Genomic DNA, 16,218 nt, shown 5'->3' on the forward strand with positions numbered 1-16,218 from the left:
GCTAGCTTAGCTAGCGAATTATTGAGTGCGATGCTACAACGGGATGGAGGTGACGTCCACGATGTCAGAGCGCTGGTTGCCACAGACGGAGCACGACCACGCCGTGCTGCGTGTGCTCACGTCCATTCGTAGCATGAGCGACGCCATGGAGCGCATGCACAGCGGGATGAAGGGCGACATGGCGATGAACGCCTCGGACGTCGCCGCACTGCGGCTGCTGGTCATCCGGGAGCGCACCGGGCGTCCGGTGAGTCCGCGCGACATCGCCCAGCACCTGCGCATCAGCACTGCGTCCACCACCAAGCTGCTGGACCGGCTGGTCGAGTCGGGCCACGTCGAGCGCCGGCCGCACCCGAGCGATCGGCGGGGGCGCGTGGTCGTGCTGACGGATTCCGCACGGGCAGCGTTCTTCACCGTGTTCGGCGCACGCTTGCGCGCGATGCGCGAGGTCGCCATGAGGTACGACGGGCATGATCTCGACGTGATCGCCCGATTCCTCGACGATCTCGGCGAGGCCATGGATCCCGCAGCCACAGAGAAGCGGGAGACATGAAGAAGGGCGCCCCCTCGTCGGGGACGCCCTTCTTCTTTCTGTTGCGGGGACAGGATTTGAACCTGCGACCTCTGGGTTATGAGCCCAGCGAGCTACCGAGCTGCTCCACCCCGCGGCACAGGAAATAGCCTAACACGGGTTTCGAGTGGGTCGTGCCACAGGCCGCCTCGGGTTGCCGCGACGCGAGCCGCGCGAAAGGATGAGCGCATGTCCGATCGCCCCGAAGCAGACTCCGTGGCGGACCGCGCCGAGGGTCGCGACGAGACCCGCGAGGAGCGCGCCGACCGCAACTGGAACGAGGTGCTCCAAGAGCTGCGCGTGCTGCAGACGGGCACGCAGATCCTCACCGGCTTCCTGCTCGCCCTGGCCTTCCAGCCCACCTTCGCCGAGCTGAGCGCCGGGCAGCGAGCCGTGTACCTCACGCTGGTGGTGCTGGCAGCCCTCAGCTCGATCATCGCGCTGGCCCCCGTCGCCCTGCACCGCGTGGTGTTCCAGCAGGGTGCGAAGCCGGCGGTCGTCCGCTACGGCCACGTCGCCCTCATCACCGCTCTGCTCACGGTCTCCGTGCTCATGGTCGGGGTGGTGGCGTTCGTCTTCGACGTCGTCGTCGGCGGATCGGCCTTCTGGTGGGCGCTCATCCTCCTCGCCGCGGTCATCGTCGCGCTGTGGGTGCTGGTCCCGGCACTGATCCGCGTCCGCGCGAGAGAGAGGGGCGGCGCCCGATGACGGACACCCTGGGAGTGGGCGTCGCGCAGTTCGCGCCGACCGCCGACACCGCGGCGAACCTGGACGCCATCGACCAGCTCACGGCCACCGCGTCCGCCCGCGGGGCCCGTGTCGTCGTCTTCCCCGAGTACTCGAGCTACTTCGTCGACCCCTTCGACGAATCGCTCGCCGCCAACGCCGAGGAGCTCGACGGCCCCTTCGTGCAGGAGCTCGCACGGATCGCGGCCGCACATGACGTCGTCGTCGTGGCGGGCCTGCTCGAGCGGGCGAGCGACGAGGCGCGCGTGCGCAACACGGTGGTCGCCGTCGACGGGGCGGGCCTGCAGGCGCACTACCGGAAGATGCACCTGTACGACGCGTTCGGGCAGCGCGAGTCGGACTGGGTCGAGGCGGGGGAGCCGGCGCCGCCGCAGACCTTCGCCTGCGGAGGTCTGACGTTCGGACTCATGACCTGCTACGACCTGCGCTTCCCCGAGGTCGGACGGCTGCTCGTGGACGCCGGCGCCGAGGTGTTCGCGGTCCCCGCCGAGTGGGTGCGCGGCCCGCTCAAGGAGCACCACTGGCGCACGCTCCTGCATGCCCGCGCCATCGAGAACACGGTGTTCGTGGCAGCGGCCGATCACCCGCCGCCGCTCGGGGTCGGTCACTCGCTGATCGTCGATCCGCAGGGCGTCGAGCTCGCCGCGGTCGGTACGTCGACCGATGTCGCGGTCGCACATCTAGACGTCGGCGCCATCGAGCGTGTCCGCCGGGTCAACCCGGCGCTGCGGCTTCGGCGATTCGCGGTCAGCCCCCGGTGACCCCGGATCCGGCCGCCGAGGCGAGGCGGGATGCCGCGTCCTCGAGCACGTCCACGCGTTTGCAGGCCGCGAAGCGCACGAGCGTGGCGTAGTCGGCTCGGCGTTCGGCTGTCGCGAACGCCGTGAGGGGGATCGCCACCACGCCTGCCCGCTCGGGAAGCCCGCGGCAGAAGTCCGCGGCATCGGTCGCGCCGAGCGGCGCCGCATCGGCCACCGTGAAGTAGGAGCCGGCAGGCGTGGACACTTCGAAGCCGGCGGCCCGCAGCCCGGCGCCGAGCAGGTCGCGCTTGGCCCGCAGCGTGTCGGCGATGCCGCGGAAGAAGGAGTCCGGCAGCCGGAGTCCGGTCGCGATGGCCGGCTGGAACGGGCTGCCGTTGACGTACGTGAGGTACTGCTTGACCGCGAGCACGGCGTCGACGAGCGGGGCGGGCCCGGTGACCCAGCCGATCTTCCATCCGGTGGTGGAGAACGTCTTGCCACCGGACGAGATGGTCAGGGTCCGGTCCCAGGCGCCGGGGAGGGTGGCGATCGGCACGTGCGGCTCGTCGAAGACGAGATGCTCGTAGACCTCGTCGGTGACGATGAGGGCATCGTGGTGATGGGCGAGCCGCACGATCTCGTCGCGCACCTCGGAGCCGAAGACGGCTCCGGTGGGATTGTGCGGGTCGTTGACGAGGATGAGGCGCGTGCGGTCGCCGACCGCGGCGCGGAGCTCGTCGAGATCGGGCTGGAAGTCCGGCCACCGCAGCGGCACCGTGACGAGCTTCGCGCCCGCGAGCGCGACGACGGCCGCGTACGAGTCGTAGTACGGCTCGAAGACGACCACCTCGTCATCGGGCCCGTCCAGCAGCGCCAGCAGCGCTGCGGCGAGCGCCTCGGTCGCGCCGGCAGTGACGAGTGCGTCGCGGGCCGGGTCGATGTGCAGGCCGTAGAAGCGCAGCTGGTGCTCGGCGACCGCGTCGAGGAGATCCGGGATGCCGCGACCCGGCGGGTACTGGTTCACGCCGTGGGCGATCGCGGCGCGGGCGACCTCGAGCACCTCGGCCGGGCCGTCCTCGTCGGGGAACCCCTGTCCGAGGTTGATCGCGCCGGTGCGGGCCGCGAGGGCAGACATCTCGGCGAAGATGGTGGGGTGGATCGACCCGTCCGAGCCGACGAGTCCGGCACCGGCCGCCGTGCGGTGCCACGCTCCGGGGATCTGTCGCATCGCTTCACCGTACCGGGCGGGCTCATCCCCGTTGCATAGGCGAGTCCCATTCCCGACATAAGAAACGCACAGCATCGGTGGGCACAGTTGTGAGTGCTTGGCAGAAGGAGCAATCATGAGCGACATCCAGGGCGACCGCCCGGAAGACCACGTCCCCGCCGACGCGTCGGCCACGCCCGATGACACCACAGCGCCGAGCGTCACCCCTGCACAGCCCGCCGTGCCCGCCCAGCCGGCGGCCGAGGCCGCCGCCCAGCACCGCGCGCCGACCCAGCCGGTTCCCCCGGCGGGGTATCCGGCCGGCGGCCACGCGTACGCACGTCCGCAGGGGTATGCCGGACAGCCCGCGCCGCACCCCCACTCCTACGCGGGGCAGGGCGGCGCATCCGGTCCCGGTGCCGCCTTCGGCGTCGCGTCGGCCGACACCATGCCCACGCTGCCCATCGACGGCGGCGACCGCGGCACGGCCACGGCGCAGGCTCCCAAGAAATCCTCCGGCGCCGGCAAGGTGGTCGGCCTGCTCGTCGCCGCGGCCATCGTGGGAGGCGCGGCCGGCCTCGGCGGCTCGTACGCCGGCGTGAACTGGTTCACGTCCGCGGCGACGTCGCCCGCCGCCGGCCCGAGCACCGTCACGGTGAACGACTCCGATTCGGTCAACGAGACCACCGGCATCGCGGCGAAGGTCGTGCCGAGCGTGGTGACCATCTCCGCGACGGGCTCGGCGGGAGCCGGAACCGGCTCCGGCGTCGTCCTCTCCGAGGACGGCTACGTCGTGACGAACACGCACGTGGTGACCCTCGACGGGGCGACCGGCGACGCGCAGGTGCGCGTCACGACGGCCGATGGCCGCGTGTACGACGCCGAGATCGTCGGCACCGACCCGACGTACGACCTCGCGGTCATCAAGCTCCAGGACGCCGAGGGTCTGACCCCGATCGACTTCGCCGACTCGAGCGACCTGAATGTCGGCGACACCACCGTGGCGGTGGGGGCGCCGCTGGGACTGGCGAACTCCGTCACCGAGGGCATCGTGAGCGCCCTCAACCGCAGCATCCAGATCGCGTCCTCCGCCGCGCCGGACACCGGGGACGAGAACCAGGACCAGCCGGAGGAGAACGGGCAGGAAGGCCCGTTCCGCTTCGACTTCGGCCAGGGCGACCAGCAGTCGACGGCGACCGAGAGCATCTCCATCGCGGTGATCCAGACCGATGCCGCGATCAACCCGGGCAACTCCGGCGGCGCGCTCGTGGACTCCGAGGGCAGGCTCATCGGCATCAACGTCGCGATCGCGACCGCGGGCGGTGCGTCCGCCGACGGCTCCGGCTCGATCGGCGTCGGATTCGCGATCCCGTCCGACATCGTCGAGCGCATCACCGACGAGCTCATCGAGAACGGCGAGGCCACGCACGGCCTCCTCGGCGCGACCGTGCGGCCCGCGGCATCCGTCGAAGGATCGACCATCACCGGGGCGTACATCAACGAGGTCACAGACGGCGGCGCGGCGGCGTCGGCGGGCCTCGCCGCGGGCGACGTCGTGACCGGCTTCAACGGCGTTCCCGTCACCGACTCCACCGACCTGACCGCGCAGGTGCGCGGCGCTGCCGCCGGAAGCGAGGCGGAGGTCACCTTCGTCCGCGACGGGGAGACGCAGACGGTGACCGTCACGCTGGGCGCGCTCGAGCAGTAGGCGGCACGCGCCGGGGCGCCATCACGCGAGCAGGATAGGCTCGCGTGATGGCGTCCTTCTCGTTCGGCGCGGGGAATGCGCGGAAGCTCGCGACGATCCCGCTGTATGCCGCAGGACGCATCCTCACCCTCGTCGTACCGCGCTCGCGCGACGAGTGGGTCTTCGGCTGCGCCGTCGGCATCGCCGACGGCGCGCTCGCCCTCTGGGACGCCGCCGCCGCCGACGGCCGGCGCGCCGTGTGGCTGGTCGGCAGCGCGCGAGAGGCGCGGGATGCCGCAGCCCGCGGCATCCCGAGCGTCGCCAAGCGGTCGCTGCGGGGACTGTGGCGCACGGCGCGGGCGCGGGTGGTCGTCGTCACGCACGGCTTCGGCGACGTGAACCGCTACGCCGTCTCGGGCGCCTTCGTGGTGCAGCTGTGGCATGGGATCCCACTGAAGCGGATCGGCCTGGACTCGCCCGAGACCCTGCGGCTGCCGCGCGCCATCGCGCGGACGCCGGCGGCGCGGCCGGCGCATGCGATGCTGCGGGCGATGTACCGCGGCGCCGCGCGCCGGATCCGCCTGCTCCCCGCCGCGTCGCACCTCGTGCGGGGCCGGCTGGAGTCCGCGTTCGCGCTCCCCGACGACGCCGTTCCCGTCACCGGCGAGCCTCGCGTCGACGTGCTGTCCCGCGGCACCGCGGAAGACCGGCGCGTGCAGGCCCGCGCGGCGATCGCGCGGGCCGTGCCGCGGGCCGAAGGGTCCGGGCGACTCGTGCTGTACGCGCCGACGTGGCGCGACGGCGCGCCCGACCCGGCGATCCCGACCGCCGCGGAGTGGGCGCGGATCCTCGGCGTCCTCCGCCGCCACGGAGCGACGCTCCTCATACGCTCCCATCCGCTCGGCGCCGGCGACTACGTCCCGCCCGTCACGACGGATCTGGTGCAGTCGCTCGGGAGCGATCTGGTGGCCGACGTGACCCCGCTGCTGCCCGGGCTCGACGCCCTCGTCACCGACTACTCCTCCCTCGCGTTCGACGCAGCCCTCGTGCCGCTCCCGACGCTGTTCCTCGCTCCCGACGTCGTCGACTACGCGAAGCGCCGCGGGTTCTACGGCGCATACCGGGATGTCGCGGGCGACGAGTGGGCCGTCGACTGGAGCCAGGCGGCCGCGCAGCTGGACGCGCTCTTCGGCGACGAGTCGGAGCGCGAGCGGCGCGTCGAGCACGCCATGGCGCTCAGCGCGCGTGTCCACGCGCACCGGGACGGCCGCAACGCCGAGAGGGTGTACCGTGCGATTCTGGCCGGTGCGGCCGCCCACGCCCGCCCGAGGGAAGGAAACGGATGACCGACGCGCGCTTCACGACGGACGGCGGACCTGCGCTCGTGCTCTCGGGCGAGGGCGAGCGGCCGGCGACCGTCGAGCTCGTGGGCGCGCGCGCCCGGGTCGTCGCACGTCTGAGCGGCCGCGGCAAGACGTGGCGGGCGACGCTGCCCCTCCGCGCCGCGCGATGGGGCGGGCCCGAGCTGCCGCTGCCGACCGGGACGTACGAGGTCCGGGTGACGGATGCAGCGGACCGGGGCATCCCTGCTCCCGACGCGCTCCCGCTCACCCAGCTCGGAACGCTGCGTGCCGAGCTCGAGCAGTGGACGCTGCGCGTGGGACCGCCGATGGACCCCGCCTACGACTCCGGCGAGGGACAGGATGCGCTCGAGCGCCGCTACGCCACCCGTCCGGCGTCCGGGTTCGAGAACGCGGTGTTCTTCGAGAGCTTCTACGGGCGCAACGCCAGCTGCAATCCGCTCGCGATCGATCGGGAGCTCACGCGCCGCGCGCCGGGCGTGACGCGCTACTGGAGCGTCGTGGATCTCTCGGTGGCAGTTCCCGAGGGCGCGATCGCCGTCGTCGAAGGCACCCCGGAGTGGTGGCGGGCGCGGGGCGCCGCGCGTCTGCTCGTCGTGAACGACTGGCTCCGCCGGCGATTCTCCCGGCGCAAGGGGCAGGTCGTGCTGCAGACCTGGCACGGCACGCCCCTCAAGCGGCTCGCCCTGCACCGCCCCGGCTTCGACCCGCGGCGCATGGCCGCGGTGGTGCGCGAGTCGCGGCGCTGGAACATCCTGCTCGCGCAGAACCCGTATGCCGCCCGCATCCTCGGCAAGGCGTACGCGTTCCTCAGCCGGCCGATCTGGGTGGAGGGGTATCCGCGCAATGACGTGCTCGCGAGCGGCGACGGGTCCGCGACGCGCGGCGCGCTCGGGATCCGGCCCGGTGAGCGCGTGCTGCTGTACGCGCCGACGTGGCGGGACGACCGCGAGCAGATCGTCGACTTCGTCGACCCGGTCGCGCTCGCCGCGGCGACGGACTCCGTCGTGCTGGTGCGCGGGCACTCCCGCACGCTCCTGCCGGGTCGCGACGCCGAGGGACCGCGCGTCATCGACGTCACCGGATTCCCCGACACGTCGCAGCTGCTGCTCGTCGCCGATGCGCTCATCACCGACTACTCGTCGGTGATGTTCGACTTCTCGGTGACAGGCAAGCCGATGTACTTCCTCGTGCCCGATATGGAGCACTACCGCGGCGAGCTGCGCGGCTTCTACTTCGACCTCGCCGAGCACGCGCCGGGCCCCATGGTTCGCACGCAGGACGAGCTCGCCGCCGCCCTCGCCGATGACGACCGCGAGCGCTACGCGGAGAGGTACGAGCTCTGGCGGGCGAAGTTCAACGCCCGCGACGACGGCCATGCCGCCGAGCGCGTGGTCGCCCGCATCCTGGATCAGGGGCTCATCGAGCCCTGAGACCCCGTCAGGGCAGCGGCGTGTTGCGACTGCCGAGCCGCGAGGTGTCGACGGTGTCGTGGGCGCCGCGGATGATCCCCACGACGAATCCCCAGCCCCACGCGAGGTGCATCGTGGGCAGAACCGCCGCCGTCCAGAGCTTGTCGCGCCAGCCGCGCCCCCCGCCCGGGCCGAGCGCCACGCCGATGACGAGCGCGGCGTACACGACCAGCGGCACATAGACGACGGATGCCGCCACCGACCACCACCCCTGGAGCACGCCCGTCAGCTGCAGGGCCGCCACCACCACGGCGAGCAGGATCGTCAGCACCAGGAGCGGCGGAGCGAAGAAGCGCAGCGAGTTGCCTCGACCGAAGCGCCGCACCAGCTCGCCGCGCCACCGGCCGGTCGCCGCGAACTGCCGCACGAGCCTCGTCCAGCTCTCTCGCGGCCAGTACGTGACCGCGAGCGCCGGATCGAACCACACCCGGTAGCCCGCGCGACGGATGCGCAGGTTGAGCTCCCAGTCCTCGCCGCGGCGGATGCTCTCGTCGAAGAGCCCGACCTCGTCGAGCACGGCGCGCCGCATGACGCCGAGGTAGGCGGACTCCGCCTCGCCCTCCTGCGTGCCGCCGTGGTACGCGCCGCCGCCCAGGCCGATGGGGGAGTTGTACGCGCGGGCGACGGCTCGCTGGAACGGGGTGCGGCCGTCGGCGCGCATCACCCCGCCCACGTTGGCCGCGCGCACGCGGTCGAGCGACGCCAGGGCCCTGCGGGCGTAGCTCGGGTCGAGCTCGGAGTGCGCGTCGACGCGCACGACGGTGGGGTAGCGGCCGGCCCGGATGGCGAGGTTCAGCCCGATCGGGATGTCGGCCGCCGGGTTGTCGACGAGGATGATCCGCTCGTCCTCCCGGGCCAATTCCCGCGCGAGCTCCGTCGTGCCGTCCGTCGAGGGGCCGAGCGCAAGGACGAGCTCGGTGGGTCCCGGCACGTCCTGCGCGAGGACGGTCTCCACCGCCCGGCGCAGGTAGCCCCGCTCGTTGAGCACCGGCATCACGAAGCTCACACCGGCGTCCGGCGGGACGATCGGAGCGTCCCTGCGCCCGTGTTGCTCGACATGCACGCGTCGATCATGTCACGGGTGCCCTGGGTAGGCTGGACGGGTGGCACTGGTCTCGGACGGCAGGAAGGCGATCGCGCTCGTACGGAAGGCGGTGCGCAACCGCTCCGCCGTCATCGACGTCAGGCGCACGCAGTCGGCCGGGCCGCAGCATCCGCCGTTCCACTACCGGGTGGCGGTGTACTTCGCCGACGGCGCGGTCAACATGTACCAGATGCGGCAGTGGTACAAGCCGCTCGCCGGGCTGGCCAAGACGTGGCCGGTCGTCGTGCTGAGCCGGTCCGCGACGGGCGCGCAGGCGCTGCTGGCAGACGACGCCCTGCCGGTCGCGTTCGTGCCGACGGTGCGCGATCTGGAGCGCTTCATCTCCACGCAGGACATCCGCGTGGTGCTCTACGTGAATCAGAACACCCGCAACTTCCAGATGTTCCGCTACGGCCGACGCTGGCACGTGTTCATCAACCACGGCGAGTCCGACAAGATGTACATGACCACGAACCAGTACAAGGCCTACGACTACGCCATGATCGCGGGCGACGCCGCACGGGAGCGGCTGTCGCGGGTGCTCTGGGACTACGACCTCGACCACAGGGCGATCGCGATCGGCCGCCCGCAGGCCGACCACTACTCCGGGGCGCTGCCGTTCACGCCCGACGACCGGACCGTGGTGCTGTACGCGCCCACGTGGGAGGGCGACCGGCCGTCGGCCCACTACGGGTCGATCGTCACGCACGGCGAGGCGCTCGTGGCGGCGCTGCTGCGCACCGGTCGCCATCGCGTCATCTACCGGCCCCACCCTCGTTCGGGGGTCGTGAACGCCGAGTACGGCGCCGCGAACCGGCGGATCATCGCCGCCCTCGCCGCAGCGAACGCCGCCGATCCTGCGGCGCAGCACGTGTTCGACGACGGCCCGGACCTCGGCTGGCAGCTGTCGGCCGCCGACGTCGCGGTCGTCGACATCTCGGCGATGGTCTACGACCGGCTGGCGGCCGACAGGCCGCTGCTGATCACGCGTCCGGCCGACCCCGCGGCCGCCATCGACACCCACGGCTACCTGTCGGCGTGCGAGTGGCTGACCGCCGCGGACGCCCCCGACATCGTCGCGCAGACCGAGCGGGTGCTGGACGACCCCGACGCGGTGGCCCGCCTCGAGCAGTGGGTCTCGCGCTACTTCGGCGACACGACGCCGGGCGCCGCGACCGCGCGGTTCCACGCCGCCGTGCAGCGGCTGATGGACGAGTGGGACGCGTGGTACGCCCGCTCGGTCGACGAGCGCGACGACGAGCCCGAGGACGAAGCCGAGCTCGACGACGAGGGCTGAGGCCACGCCGGTCAGGCGACCGCGGCCGGACGCCCGACGAGCCGCGCGACGGCGCCGAGCGGGATCGTGACCCACGTGGGGCGGTTGCGCGACTCGTAGATCGCCTCGTACACGGCCTTGTCCAGTTCGAGCGCGGCCAGCAGCGGATGCCGGGGGTCCAGCTCGCCCCCCGAGGCGGCGGCGTATCCGTCCACGAACGCCTGACGCGCTTCGCGCGCCCATCCGCGCACGGCCTCGGTCGACCGCGAGGGATCGTCCCGCCGCAGCGAGCCGGCGACATAGTCGAAGGAGCGCAGCATGCCCGCGACGTCGCGGAGTGCGAGATCCGGCTGCGTGCGCTCGGTCATGGGTCGCAGCGGCTCGCCCTCGAAGTCGACGACGATCCATCCGCGCTCCGGAGAGTGCAGCACCTGCCCCAGGTGGTAATCGCCGTGGATGCGCTGCAGCGCCGGCCACGGCACCTCCAGCGCCCGCCGGTACACGGCCCCCGCGGCCTCCCGCTGCTCGGCGATCTCGGGCACTTCGGCCATGGCGATCGAGAAGCGGCGCTCCCATGTCGCCGCGGTGGCCGCGCGGTCGGCCGCCGTGGCTGCCCGTGTGGGAAAGCACCTGGCCAGCGCCAGATGCACCCCGGCCGTGGCCGCGCCCAGAGCATTCGCGCTGTCGCGGAAGTCGTCGCCGCGCGCGGCGGCCCGCAGTGCGACCCGCCAGGCGTCCTCGACGTCGGGGAGGAACTCCTGGGCGAACGCCAGGGAGCCGCGCACCGAGCCGTGCGCCGTCGTGAGGTCCGGCCACGTGCCCTCGATGGATCCCACGGGCAGCGCGACGTGCGCCGAGCCCGATGCCGCCAGCGCCTCCTGCAGCTCGATGTCGGGGTTGAGGCCGGCGTGCAATTGGCGGTACACCTTGCAGATGATCGGCATGCCGTCGCCCTCGTACACGAGGGAGGTGTTGGACTGCTCGCCGCTCATCACCCGGGCCGACCTCGCACCGGGGTGCCCGCCCGACGCGGAGGGGCGTCCGAGCGCGAGGGTCTGCGGCCCTCGTGCGGTGCCGCCCTCCGCGATGAGTCGCAGGAGCGCTTGGGCGTAGGCCGGATCGTGCGGCCCGTCGATGAACGTCGCGCCCGGCGTCGGACTGCCCACGATGTGATCCGGATCGGCGTCGACGGTCTCGGTCGCCCGCTCGACGATGGGGATCTGGTAAAGCACCGCCGGAAGCGCTCCCTCGTCGGCCACGAGGAACGTGCGCACGCGCACGCCGCCGTCAGCGGGGGACAGATCGTCCTCGGGATCGTCCGAGCCCGGGGCGAGATCCCACCAGGCCACCAGCCGCAGGCTGGGTGGCCGCCCCTTCGCGGCGTACCACCGCTGGCGCGGCATCCACGCCGCCAGGCACGCCAGAGTGCTGTCCATACCTGCGAGCGTATGCCCGCGCAGGTGGCGTGTCGAGGAACCGCATGCAAGCGCTTTCAGCATCCGCTGACGATCGGGACGGGGTGCGCGCTCAATCCTCGTCGGGCGGTGCTTCCAGCGCGGGCTTCCCGCGGCGCACGATCCTGCCCACCGCCGAGGTGCCGCGCGAGACTCCGCCCGCGACGGCCGCCCCCGCACGGCGGATGCCGCGCGAGGCCAGTCGCTCGACGCGGTCGGCGCCGGGCCGCGGCTCCAGCTCGACGGGGAACTGCCACGGCGGTGCGCCGAAGGCGCGACGGGCGCCGACGAGCACCCGTCGGCCGAGGATGTGGTTGCCGGCGCCGCCGATCGCGGCGCCGATGCCGAACGGCAGCGCCTTGCCGATCCACGACGCCCCGCCGCGCACCGCGAACTGGTGGATGAACGAGTTCTTGAGGCGGTCGACGAGGGGCCCCACCGCGGCGCGGGGGATCGTCTTGGTCACGAGCTCGCCCCAGTAGCGGTCCCGGGTGGGTCCGCGGCCGGCTGCCTGCCCGGCGAGCTGGGACACGAGGTCGACGCCCTCCTTGCCCAGCATGAGCGTCAGCACCAGCGCGCGTGCGCGGTCGGGATCGGCGACCGGGATGCCGTGCACCTCGGTCACCGATTGGGCGAAGAGCGTCGTCGCCTCGAGGAAGCCGACGGTCTCGACGCCGCTCAGCGCCAGCGTCACCCCGGTGCCGATGCCGGGCACGACGGCCGTCGCTCCGACCGCGGCGCCGCCCGTCGTGACGGCGGCGAGGTACCGGCGCTCCAGGATGCGGACGATCTCGGCGGGGGAGGCGTCCGGATGCCGCAGGCGGATGCTGCGCAGATGCGCCAGCACCACGGGGCGCTGGATCGCCAGCACGCGGTCGAGCGCGCGGATCGTGAGAGGGTGCTCGTCCGACCCCGTGGGCGGCAGACCTCCCTGCCACGGCGCGTCGCCGGGAAGCGAGTGGATGCGGTGAACCTTGTCGGTCATCGCGCCGAGTCTATGCGCCCGATCCGGACCGCCGACGTGGGGTTGACAGGTCGCGCCCGGCGACTCAGACGAACAGGTTCGCGCGCTCGAGGTCTTCGGCGAAGTCGACCTCGACGGCGTAGAGGTCCGAGATGTCCAGCGGCAGGAGCCGAACGCCGTCCTCGGCGATCGCGAGCTCGAGGCCGCGCTCGAAGTAGTCCTGGTCGTCGACGCGCGTGAGGTGGCGCATGAAGGACTTCTTGTCGGTGCTCGAGATGTAGTTGATCCCGACGGCCTCGCCGATGCCGCCCTTCACGGTCTTCGAGAGCTCGTTGATGAAGCCCTCCGGTGTGACGGTGTACTTGACCTCTTCGTCGCTGACCTTGGAGGTGTTGACCGTGACGAACGACTGGTCGCGTTCGATGAGCTCGATGGCGCGGCCCAGCACACGCGGGTCGAAGACGACGTCGCCGTTCATCCAGAGCACGCCGCCCTTGCCGGTCTTGGCCAGGGCGCGGAGGAGGCTCTTGGAGGTGTTCGTCTGGTCGTACCGGTCGTTGTAGACGTAGTCCACGTCGGGGAAGGCCTCGACGATCGTCTCGGCGCGGTAGCCGACGACGGTCGTGATCCGGGCCTCGCGGCCGAAGGCGGCGCGGATGTTGTCGTGCTGCTGCTGCATGATGCTGCGGCCGTCGCCGAGCTCCGTGAGGGGCTTGGGCAGGCTGCGGCCGAGACGCGAGCCCATTCCGGCTGCGAGGATGACGGTCTGAAGGGTCAAAGTCTGCTCCTGAGTGCGTGATTCACTGCCGGTTCACCGGCCCGACACCCCTTCGTGCCTGCACCATGGTAGCGAGAGGGACTGGGAAGGTGCAGAATGCCGCCTGCCCGTTGCCGTTTCGTGACTTTCGCTGTAAGCCGCCACGCGCCGGAACGAACCGCCCTTCGATCAGCACCGCTTGGTACCGTGGTCCGGTGACAGCCTCCCTCCCGGTGCCGAATGACATCGATCCGGAAGAGCCGGACCGTCACACCGACGCGCGTGTCGTGCGGCTCCCCGACACCGCGAAACCGGCGTCCGAGAAGCCTCGCAAGCCCGGAAAGCCGCGCAAGGGCGGCGGCTCCCCGGCGAGCAGCGCCGCCGAGCCGGGACCGCCCCCGCTGCCGAGCGATCTCGCGCGGGCCGCGAGCGCCGCGGCGGGCATCGTCGTGCCGCCGCGTCCGCCGCTGCCCGCGTCGGAGGCAGAGGCGCCGGCAGCGACCGTGACGCAGGAGGCGGCATCCGTCATCGCCGATCCCGATCGTCGGCCGGTCTCCGATGTCAGCGCCCTCGAGCTCCGGGGCGTCACCAAGAGCTTCGGCGCCACGCACGCCGTGGACGGGATCGACCTGACGGTGCCGGCCGGCACCTTCTACGGCCTCGTCGGTCCCAACGGCGCGGGCAAGACGACCACGCTGTCGATCATCGCGGGACTGCTGGTGCCGGATCGCGGGACGATCCGCGTCGGGGGGATCGACGCCGCCGCCGAGCCGCTCGCCGCGAAGCGTCTGATGGGCGTGCTGCCCGACCGCCTTCGCACGTTCGACCGGCTCACCGGGCGCCAGCTGCTCTACTACTACGGCGTGCTGCGCAAGCTGCCGCCTGCCGTCGTCGAGAGCCGGACCGCCGATCTCGCGCGGGCGTTCGACCTCGAGGACGCGCTCGGCCGAAGCGTGTCGGACTATTCCGCCGGCATGCTCAAGAAGGTGATGCTCGCGGGCGCGCTCATCCACTCGCCGCGCCTGCTGGTGCTCGACGAGCCGTTCGAGGCCGTCGACCCGGTCTCGAGCGCGATCATCCTCGACATCCTCTCCACCTATGTCGCGCACGGCGGCACGGTCGTCCTCTCCAGCCACGGCATGGAACTCGTGGAGCGCGTGTGCTCGCGGGTCGCTGTGATCGTGGCGGGGCAGGTGCTCGCCGAGGGCTCCGTCGAGGAGGTCCGCGGCGAGCTGACGCTCGAGCAGCGCTTCGTCGAGCTGGCCGGGGGCCTCAGCGACGTGGAGGGCCTCGAGTGGCTGCATACATTCTCCGACTGAGGGTCGCGCTGCTCTTCGGCGCGCTGCGCGGCGACACCCGCCACGTCGTGCGCGTCGTCAGCGGACTCGTGCTGCTCGTGGCCGCCACCATCGCGGTGTGCTGGGGGATCCTGACCCTGCGCGACGCGCCCGCCGACGAGGTGCTGGTCGTCACGGTGCTCGGCGGCTCCGCGGTGACGCTCGGATTCGCGCTCGCGCCTCTGTTCGCAGCCGTCGACGATCCCCTCGACCCGCGCCGGTTCACGCTGTTCGGGCTGCCGCCCGGCCGGCTCGCCGTCGTGCTCGCGGTGGCGGGCCTCATCAGCGTGCCGATCATGGTGCTCGTCGGGGTCGCCGTCAGCGCGGCGGTCGTGTGGGAGGAGCACTGGGTGGGCACGCCCGTGACGGTCTCCAGCGTCGTGCTCGGGGTGCTGACCTGCCTTCTCCTGGCCCGCGTCTGCATGGCGCTGGCCTCGCTGCACCTCCGCGAGCGGCGGTCACGCGAGCTCTCCGGCGTCTTCGTGCTCGTCGTGCTCGTGGTGGTCGTCCCGGTGGGCGTCTTCCTCGCCTCGCTGGAGTGGCAGGGCGCCGTGCCGCCGCAGCTTCTCCAAGCGGTGCGCGCCCTCGCGCTCACGCCGTTGGGCGCCGCGTGGGCGCTGCCGGGGATCGTGGAGTCCGGTGGCGACCCGTGGCCGTCGGCCCTGGTGGCCGCCGGCACCGTGGCGCTGCTGGCTGTCCTGTGGATGTGGATCGTCCGGCGTGTGCTGACTACGACCGAGCGGCCGGCCGCCGGCCGGGTGCGGGGCGGGCTCGGCTGGTTCGGCGTGGCACCGGGCACGCCGGGCGGCGCCATCGCGGCGCGGAGCCTCGTGTACTGGTTCGGCGATCGACGCTACGTCGTGAACGGGATCATCATCCCCTTCGCCGCCCTCGTGACCGCGGTGCCGCTGCTGGTCGCCGGCGTGCCGCCCGAACTCGTCGCGCTCGTGCCGGTTCCGTTCGCCGCCCTGCTCCTCGGCTGGCTGCCGCACGACGACCTCGCCTACGACTCGACGGCCGTGTGGATGCACATCGCCAGCGGCGTGCGGGGTGTCTCGGACCGGGTCGGCCGCCTCGTCCCGGTGCTGCTCGTCGGCGTGCCGCTGCTCGCCGTCGCGGTGCCGGTCGCGATCTCCCTCCACGGGCGCTGGGCGATGCTGCCCGCCCTCGCCGGCGTCTGCGCCTCGCTGTTCCTGTGCGGCCTGGGCCTGTCCAGCATCTCTTCGGTCGTCTCGCCGTATGCGGTGTCGCGTCCGGGCGAGAGTCCGTTCCAGCAGCCGCAGCGCACGAGCGCGCGGGGCGGGATCGCGCAGGCTGTCGTGATGGTCGGCTCGCTCGTCCTCTCGGCGCCGGTCGTGTGGTGCGCCTGGCTCGCGCTGCAGGGAGACGCGGTCGCCGCGACGACCGCGCTGTGGGGCGGTCTCGCGATCGGCCTCGGCGTCCTCGTCGTGGGCGTCACCGTCGGCTCGCTGGCGTTCGAGCGTCGCGGCGGACGTCTCATGGAGTTCGCGGAGTCGACATGACGCCACGAGGACCGAGCCGAGCGCGGTCCCCGCGGGTA

Annotated in this window: 14 protein-coding genes and 1 tRNA gene; 9 read left to right on the forward strand and 6 right to left on the reverse strand. The window is 72.4% G+C overall.

Features of this window, described 5'->3' with window-relative positions:
* Window positions 1-133: 133 nt before the first annotated feature.
* The gene (locus V6R91_RS20575; protein ID WP_336396792.1) at window positions 134-553 is read left to right on the forward strand and encodes a MarR family winged helix-turn-helix transcriptional regulator; all 420 of its coding nucleotides are present in this window, start codon (window positions 134-136) and stop codon (window positions 551-553) included.
* A gap of 41 nt (window positions 554-594) precedes the next feature.
* Here the strand turns inward: V6R91_RS20575 and V6R91_RS20580 are convergent.
* A tRNA-Met gene (locus tag V6R91_RS20580) sits at window positions 595-668 on the reverse strand.
* 92 nt (window positions 669-760) lie between these two features.
* On the opposite strand from V6R91_RS20580, the gene V6R91_RS20585 reads away from it, so the two are divergent.
* Window positions 761-1,279 (forward strand): DUF6328 family protein, encoded by a 519-nt coding sequence (locus V6R91_RS20585; protein ID WP_336396794.1) that lies wholly within the window; start codon window positions 761-763, stop codon window positions 1,277-1,279.
* Entirely contained in the window at window positions 1,276-2,079 is an 804-nt protein-coding gene (locus V6R91_RS20590; RefSeq protein ID WP_336396795.1) for a carbon-nitrogen hydrolase family protein, read from the forward strand. The genes V6R91_RS20585 and V6R91_RS20590 overlap by 4 nt, the downstream gene beginning before the upstream one ends.
* Here the strand turns inward: V6R91_RS20590 and V6R91_RS20595 are convergent.
* Window positions 2,066-3,286, reverse strand: coding sequence for an aminotransferase class I/II-fold pyridoxal phosphate-dependent enzyme (locus V6R91_RS20595; protein ID WP_336396796.1), 1,221 nt, complete (start codon window positions 3,284-3,286; stop codon window positions 2,066-2,068). The two genes, V6R91_RS20590 and V6R91_RS20595, sit on opposite strands and share 14 nt — an antisense overlap.
* 115 nt (window positions 3,287-3,401) lie before the next feature.
* On the opposite strand from V6R91_RS20595, the gene V6R91_RS20600 reads away from it, so the two are divergent.
* The 3 genes from V6R91_RS20600 to V6R91_RS20610 are packed head-to-tail and all read left to right on the forward strand — an operon-like array spanning window position 3,402 to window position 7,746.
* Window positions 3,402-4,973 (forward strand): S1C family serine protease, encoded by a 1,572-nt coding sequence (locus tag V6R91_RS20600; RefSeq protein WP_336396797.1) that lies wholly within the window; start codon window positions 3,402-3,404, stop codon window positions 4,971-4,973.
* Window positions 4,974-5,020: 47 nt separating this feature from the next.
* A complete protein-coding gene (locus tag V6R91_RS20605) occupies window positions 5,021-6,298 on the forward strand; it encodes a CDP-glycerol glycerophosphotransferase family protein (RefSeq protein WP_336396798.1) in 1,278 nt (425 codons plus the stop codon).
* Window positions 6,295-7,746, forward strand: coding sequence for a CDP-glycerol glycerophosphotransferase family protein (locus V6R91_RS20610; RefSeq protein WP_336396799.1), 1,452 nt, complete (start codon window positions 6,295-6,297; stop codon window positions 7,744-7,746). Before V6R91_RS20605 ends, V6R91_RS20610 begins: the two co-directional genes overlap by 4 nt.
* A gap of 7 nt (window positions 7,747-7,753) precedes the next feature.
* On the opposite strand, the gene V6R91_RS20615 is transcribed toward V6R91_RS20610, so the two are convergent.
* Window positions 7,754-8,779: a glycosyltransferase family 2 protein gene (locus V6R91_RS20615; RefSeq protein WP_336397123.1), complete on the reverse strand. Its 1,026-nt coding sequence runs from the start codon at window positions 8,777-8,779 to the stop codon at window positions 7,754-7,756.
* A 109-nt stretch (window positions 8,780-8,888) separates the two neighbouring features.
* On the opposite strand from V6R91_RS20615, the gene V6R91_RS20620 reads away from it, so the two are divergent.
* Window positions 8,889-10,166: a CDP-glycerol glycerophosphotransferase family protein gene (locus tag V6R91_RS20620; RefSeq protein ID WP_336396800.1), complete on the forward strand. Its 1,278-nt coding sequence runs from the start codon at window positions 8,889-8,891 to the stop codon at window positions 10,164-10,166.
* Between the two features lie 11 nt (window positions 10,167-10,177).
* On the opposite strand, the gene V6R91_RS20625 is transcribed toward V6R91_RS20620, so the two are convergent.
* The 3 genes from V6R91_RS20625 to V6R91_RS20635 form a co-directional block, all read right to left on the reverse strand.
* Window positions 10,178-11,581 (reverse strand): maltokinase N-terminal cap-like domain-containing protein, encoded by a 1,404-nt coding sequence (locus V6R91_RS20625; protein WP_336396801.1) that lies wholly within the window; start codon window positions 11,579-11,581, stop codon window positions 10,178-10,180.
* Between the two features lie 91 nt (window positions 11,582-11,672).
* Window positions 11,673-12,584 carry a hypothetical protein gene (locus V6R91_RS20630; protein ID WP_336396802.1) on the reverse strand — a complete coding sequence of 304 codons (912 nt, stop codon included), beginning with the start codon at window positions 12,582-12,584 and terminating at the stop codon, window positions 11,673-11,675.
* A gap of 64 nt (window positions 12,585-12,648) precedes the next feature.
* Window positions 12,649-13,341, reverse strand: a complete 693-nt coding sequence (locus tag V6R91_RS20635) for a phosphocholine cytidylyltransferase family protein (RefSeq protein ID WP_336396803.1) — start codon at window positions 13,339-13,341, stop codon at window positions 12,649-12,651.
* A 194-nt stretch (window positions 13,342-13,535) separates the two neighbouring features.
* On the opposite strand from V6R91_RS20635, the gene V6R91_RS20640 reads away from it, so the two are divergent.
* Both V6R91_RS20640 and V6R91_RS20645 read left to right on the forward strand, forming a co-directional pair.
* Window positions 13,536-14,639, forward strand: a complete 1,104-nt coding sequence (locus tag V6R91_RS20640) for an ABC transporter ATP-binding protein (RefSeq protein ID WP_336396804.1) — start codon at window positions 13,536-13,538, stop codon at window positions 14,637-14,639.
* Window positions 14,615-16,180 carry a hypothetical protein gene (locus V6R91_RS20645; RefSeq protein ID WP_336396805.1) on the forward strand — a complete coding sequence of 522 codons (1,566 nt, stop codon included), beginning with the start codon at window positions 14,615-14,617 and terminating at the stop codon, window positions 16,178-16,180. The genes V6R91_RS20640 and V6R91_RS20645 overlap by 25 nt, the downstream gene beginning before the upstream one ends.
* Window positions 16,181-16,218 lie beyond the last annotated feature (38 nt).

The organism is Microbacterium sp. CCNWLW41 (assembly GCF_037083505.1).

Coding starts and splice junctions, on each gene's coding strand:
- V6R91_RS20575 (WP_336396792.1), top strand. CDS start 134: ATGAGCGACGCCATGGAGCGCATGCACAGCGGGATGAAGGGCGACATG.
- V6R91_RS20585 (WP_336396794.1), top strand. CDS start 761: ATGTCCGATCGCCCCGAAGCAGACTCCGTGGCGGACCGCGCCGAGGGT.
- V6R91_RS20590 (WP_336396795.1), top strand. CDS start 1,276: ATGACGGACACCCTGGGAGTGGGCGTCGCGCAGTTCGCGCCGACCGCC.
- V6R91_RS20595 (WP_336396796.1), bottom strand. CDS start 3,286: ATGCGACAGATCCCCGGAGCGTGGCACCGCACGGCGGCCGGTGCCGGA.
- V6R91_RS20600 (WP_336396797.1), top strand. CDS start 3,402: ATGAGCGACATCCAGGGCGACCGCCCGGAAGACCACGTCCCCGCCGAC.
- V6R91_RS20605 (WP_336396798.1), top strand. CDS start 5,021: ATGGCGTCCTTCTCGTTCGGCGCGGGGAATGCGCGGAAGCTCGCGACG.
- V6R91_RS20610 (WP_336396799.1), top strand. CDS start 6,295: ATGACCGACGCGCGCTTCACGACGGACGGCGGACCTGCGCTCGTGCTC.
- V6R91_RS20615 (WP_336397123.1), bottom strand. CDS start 8,779: ATGCCGGTGCTCAACGAGCGGGGCTACCTGCGCCGGGCGGTGGAGACC.
- V6R91_RS20625 (WP_336396801.1), bottom strand. CDS start 11,581: ATGGACAGCACTCTGGCGTGCCTGGCGGCGTGGATGCCGCGCCAGCGG.
- V6R91_RS20630 (WP_336396802.1), bottom strand. CDS start 12,584: ATGACCGACAAGGTTCACCGCATCCACTCGCTTCCCGGCGACGCGCCG.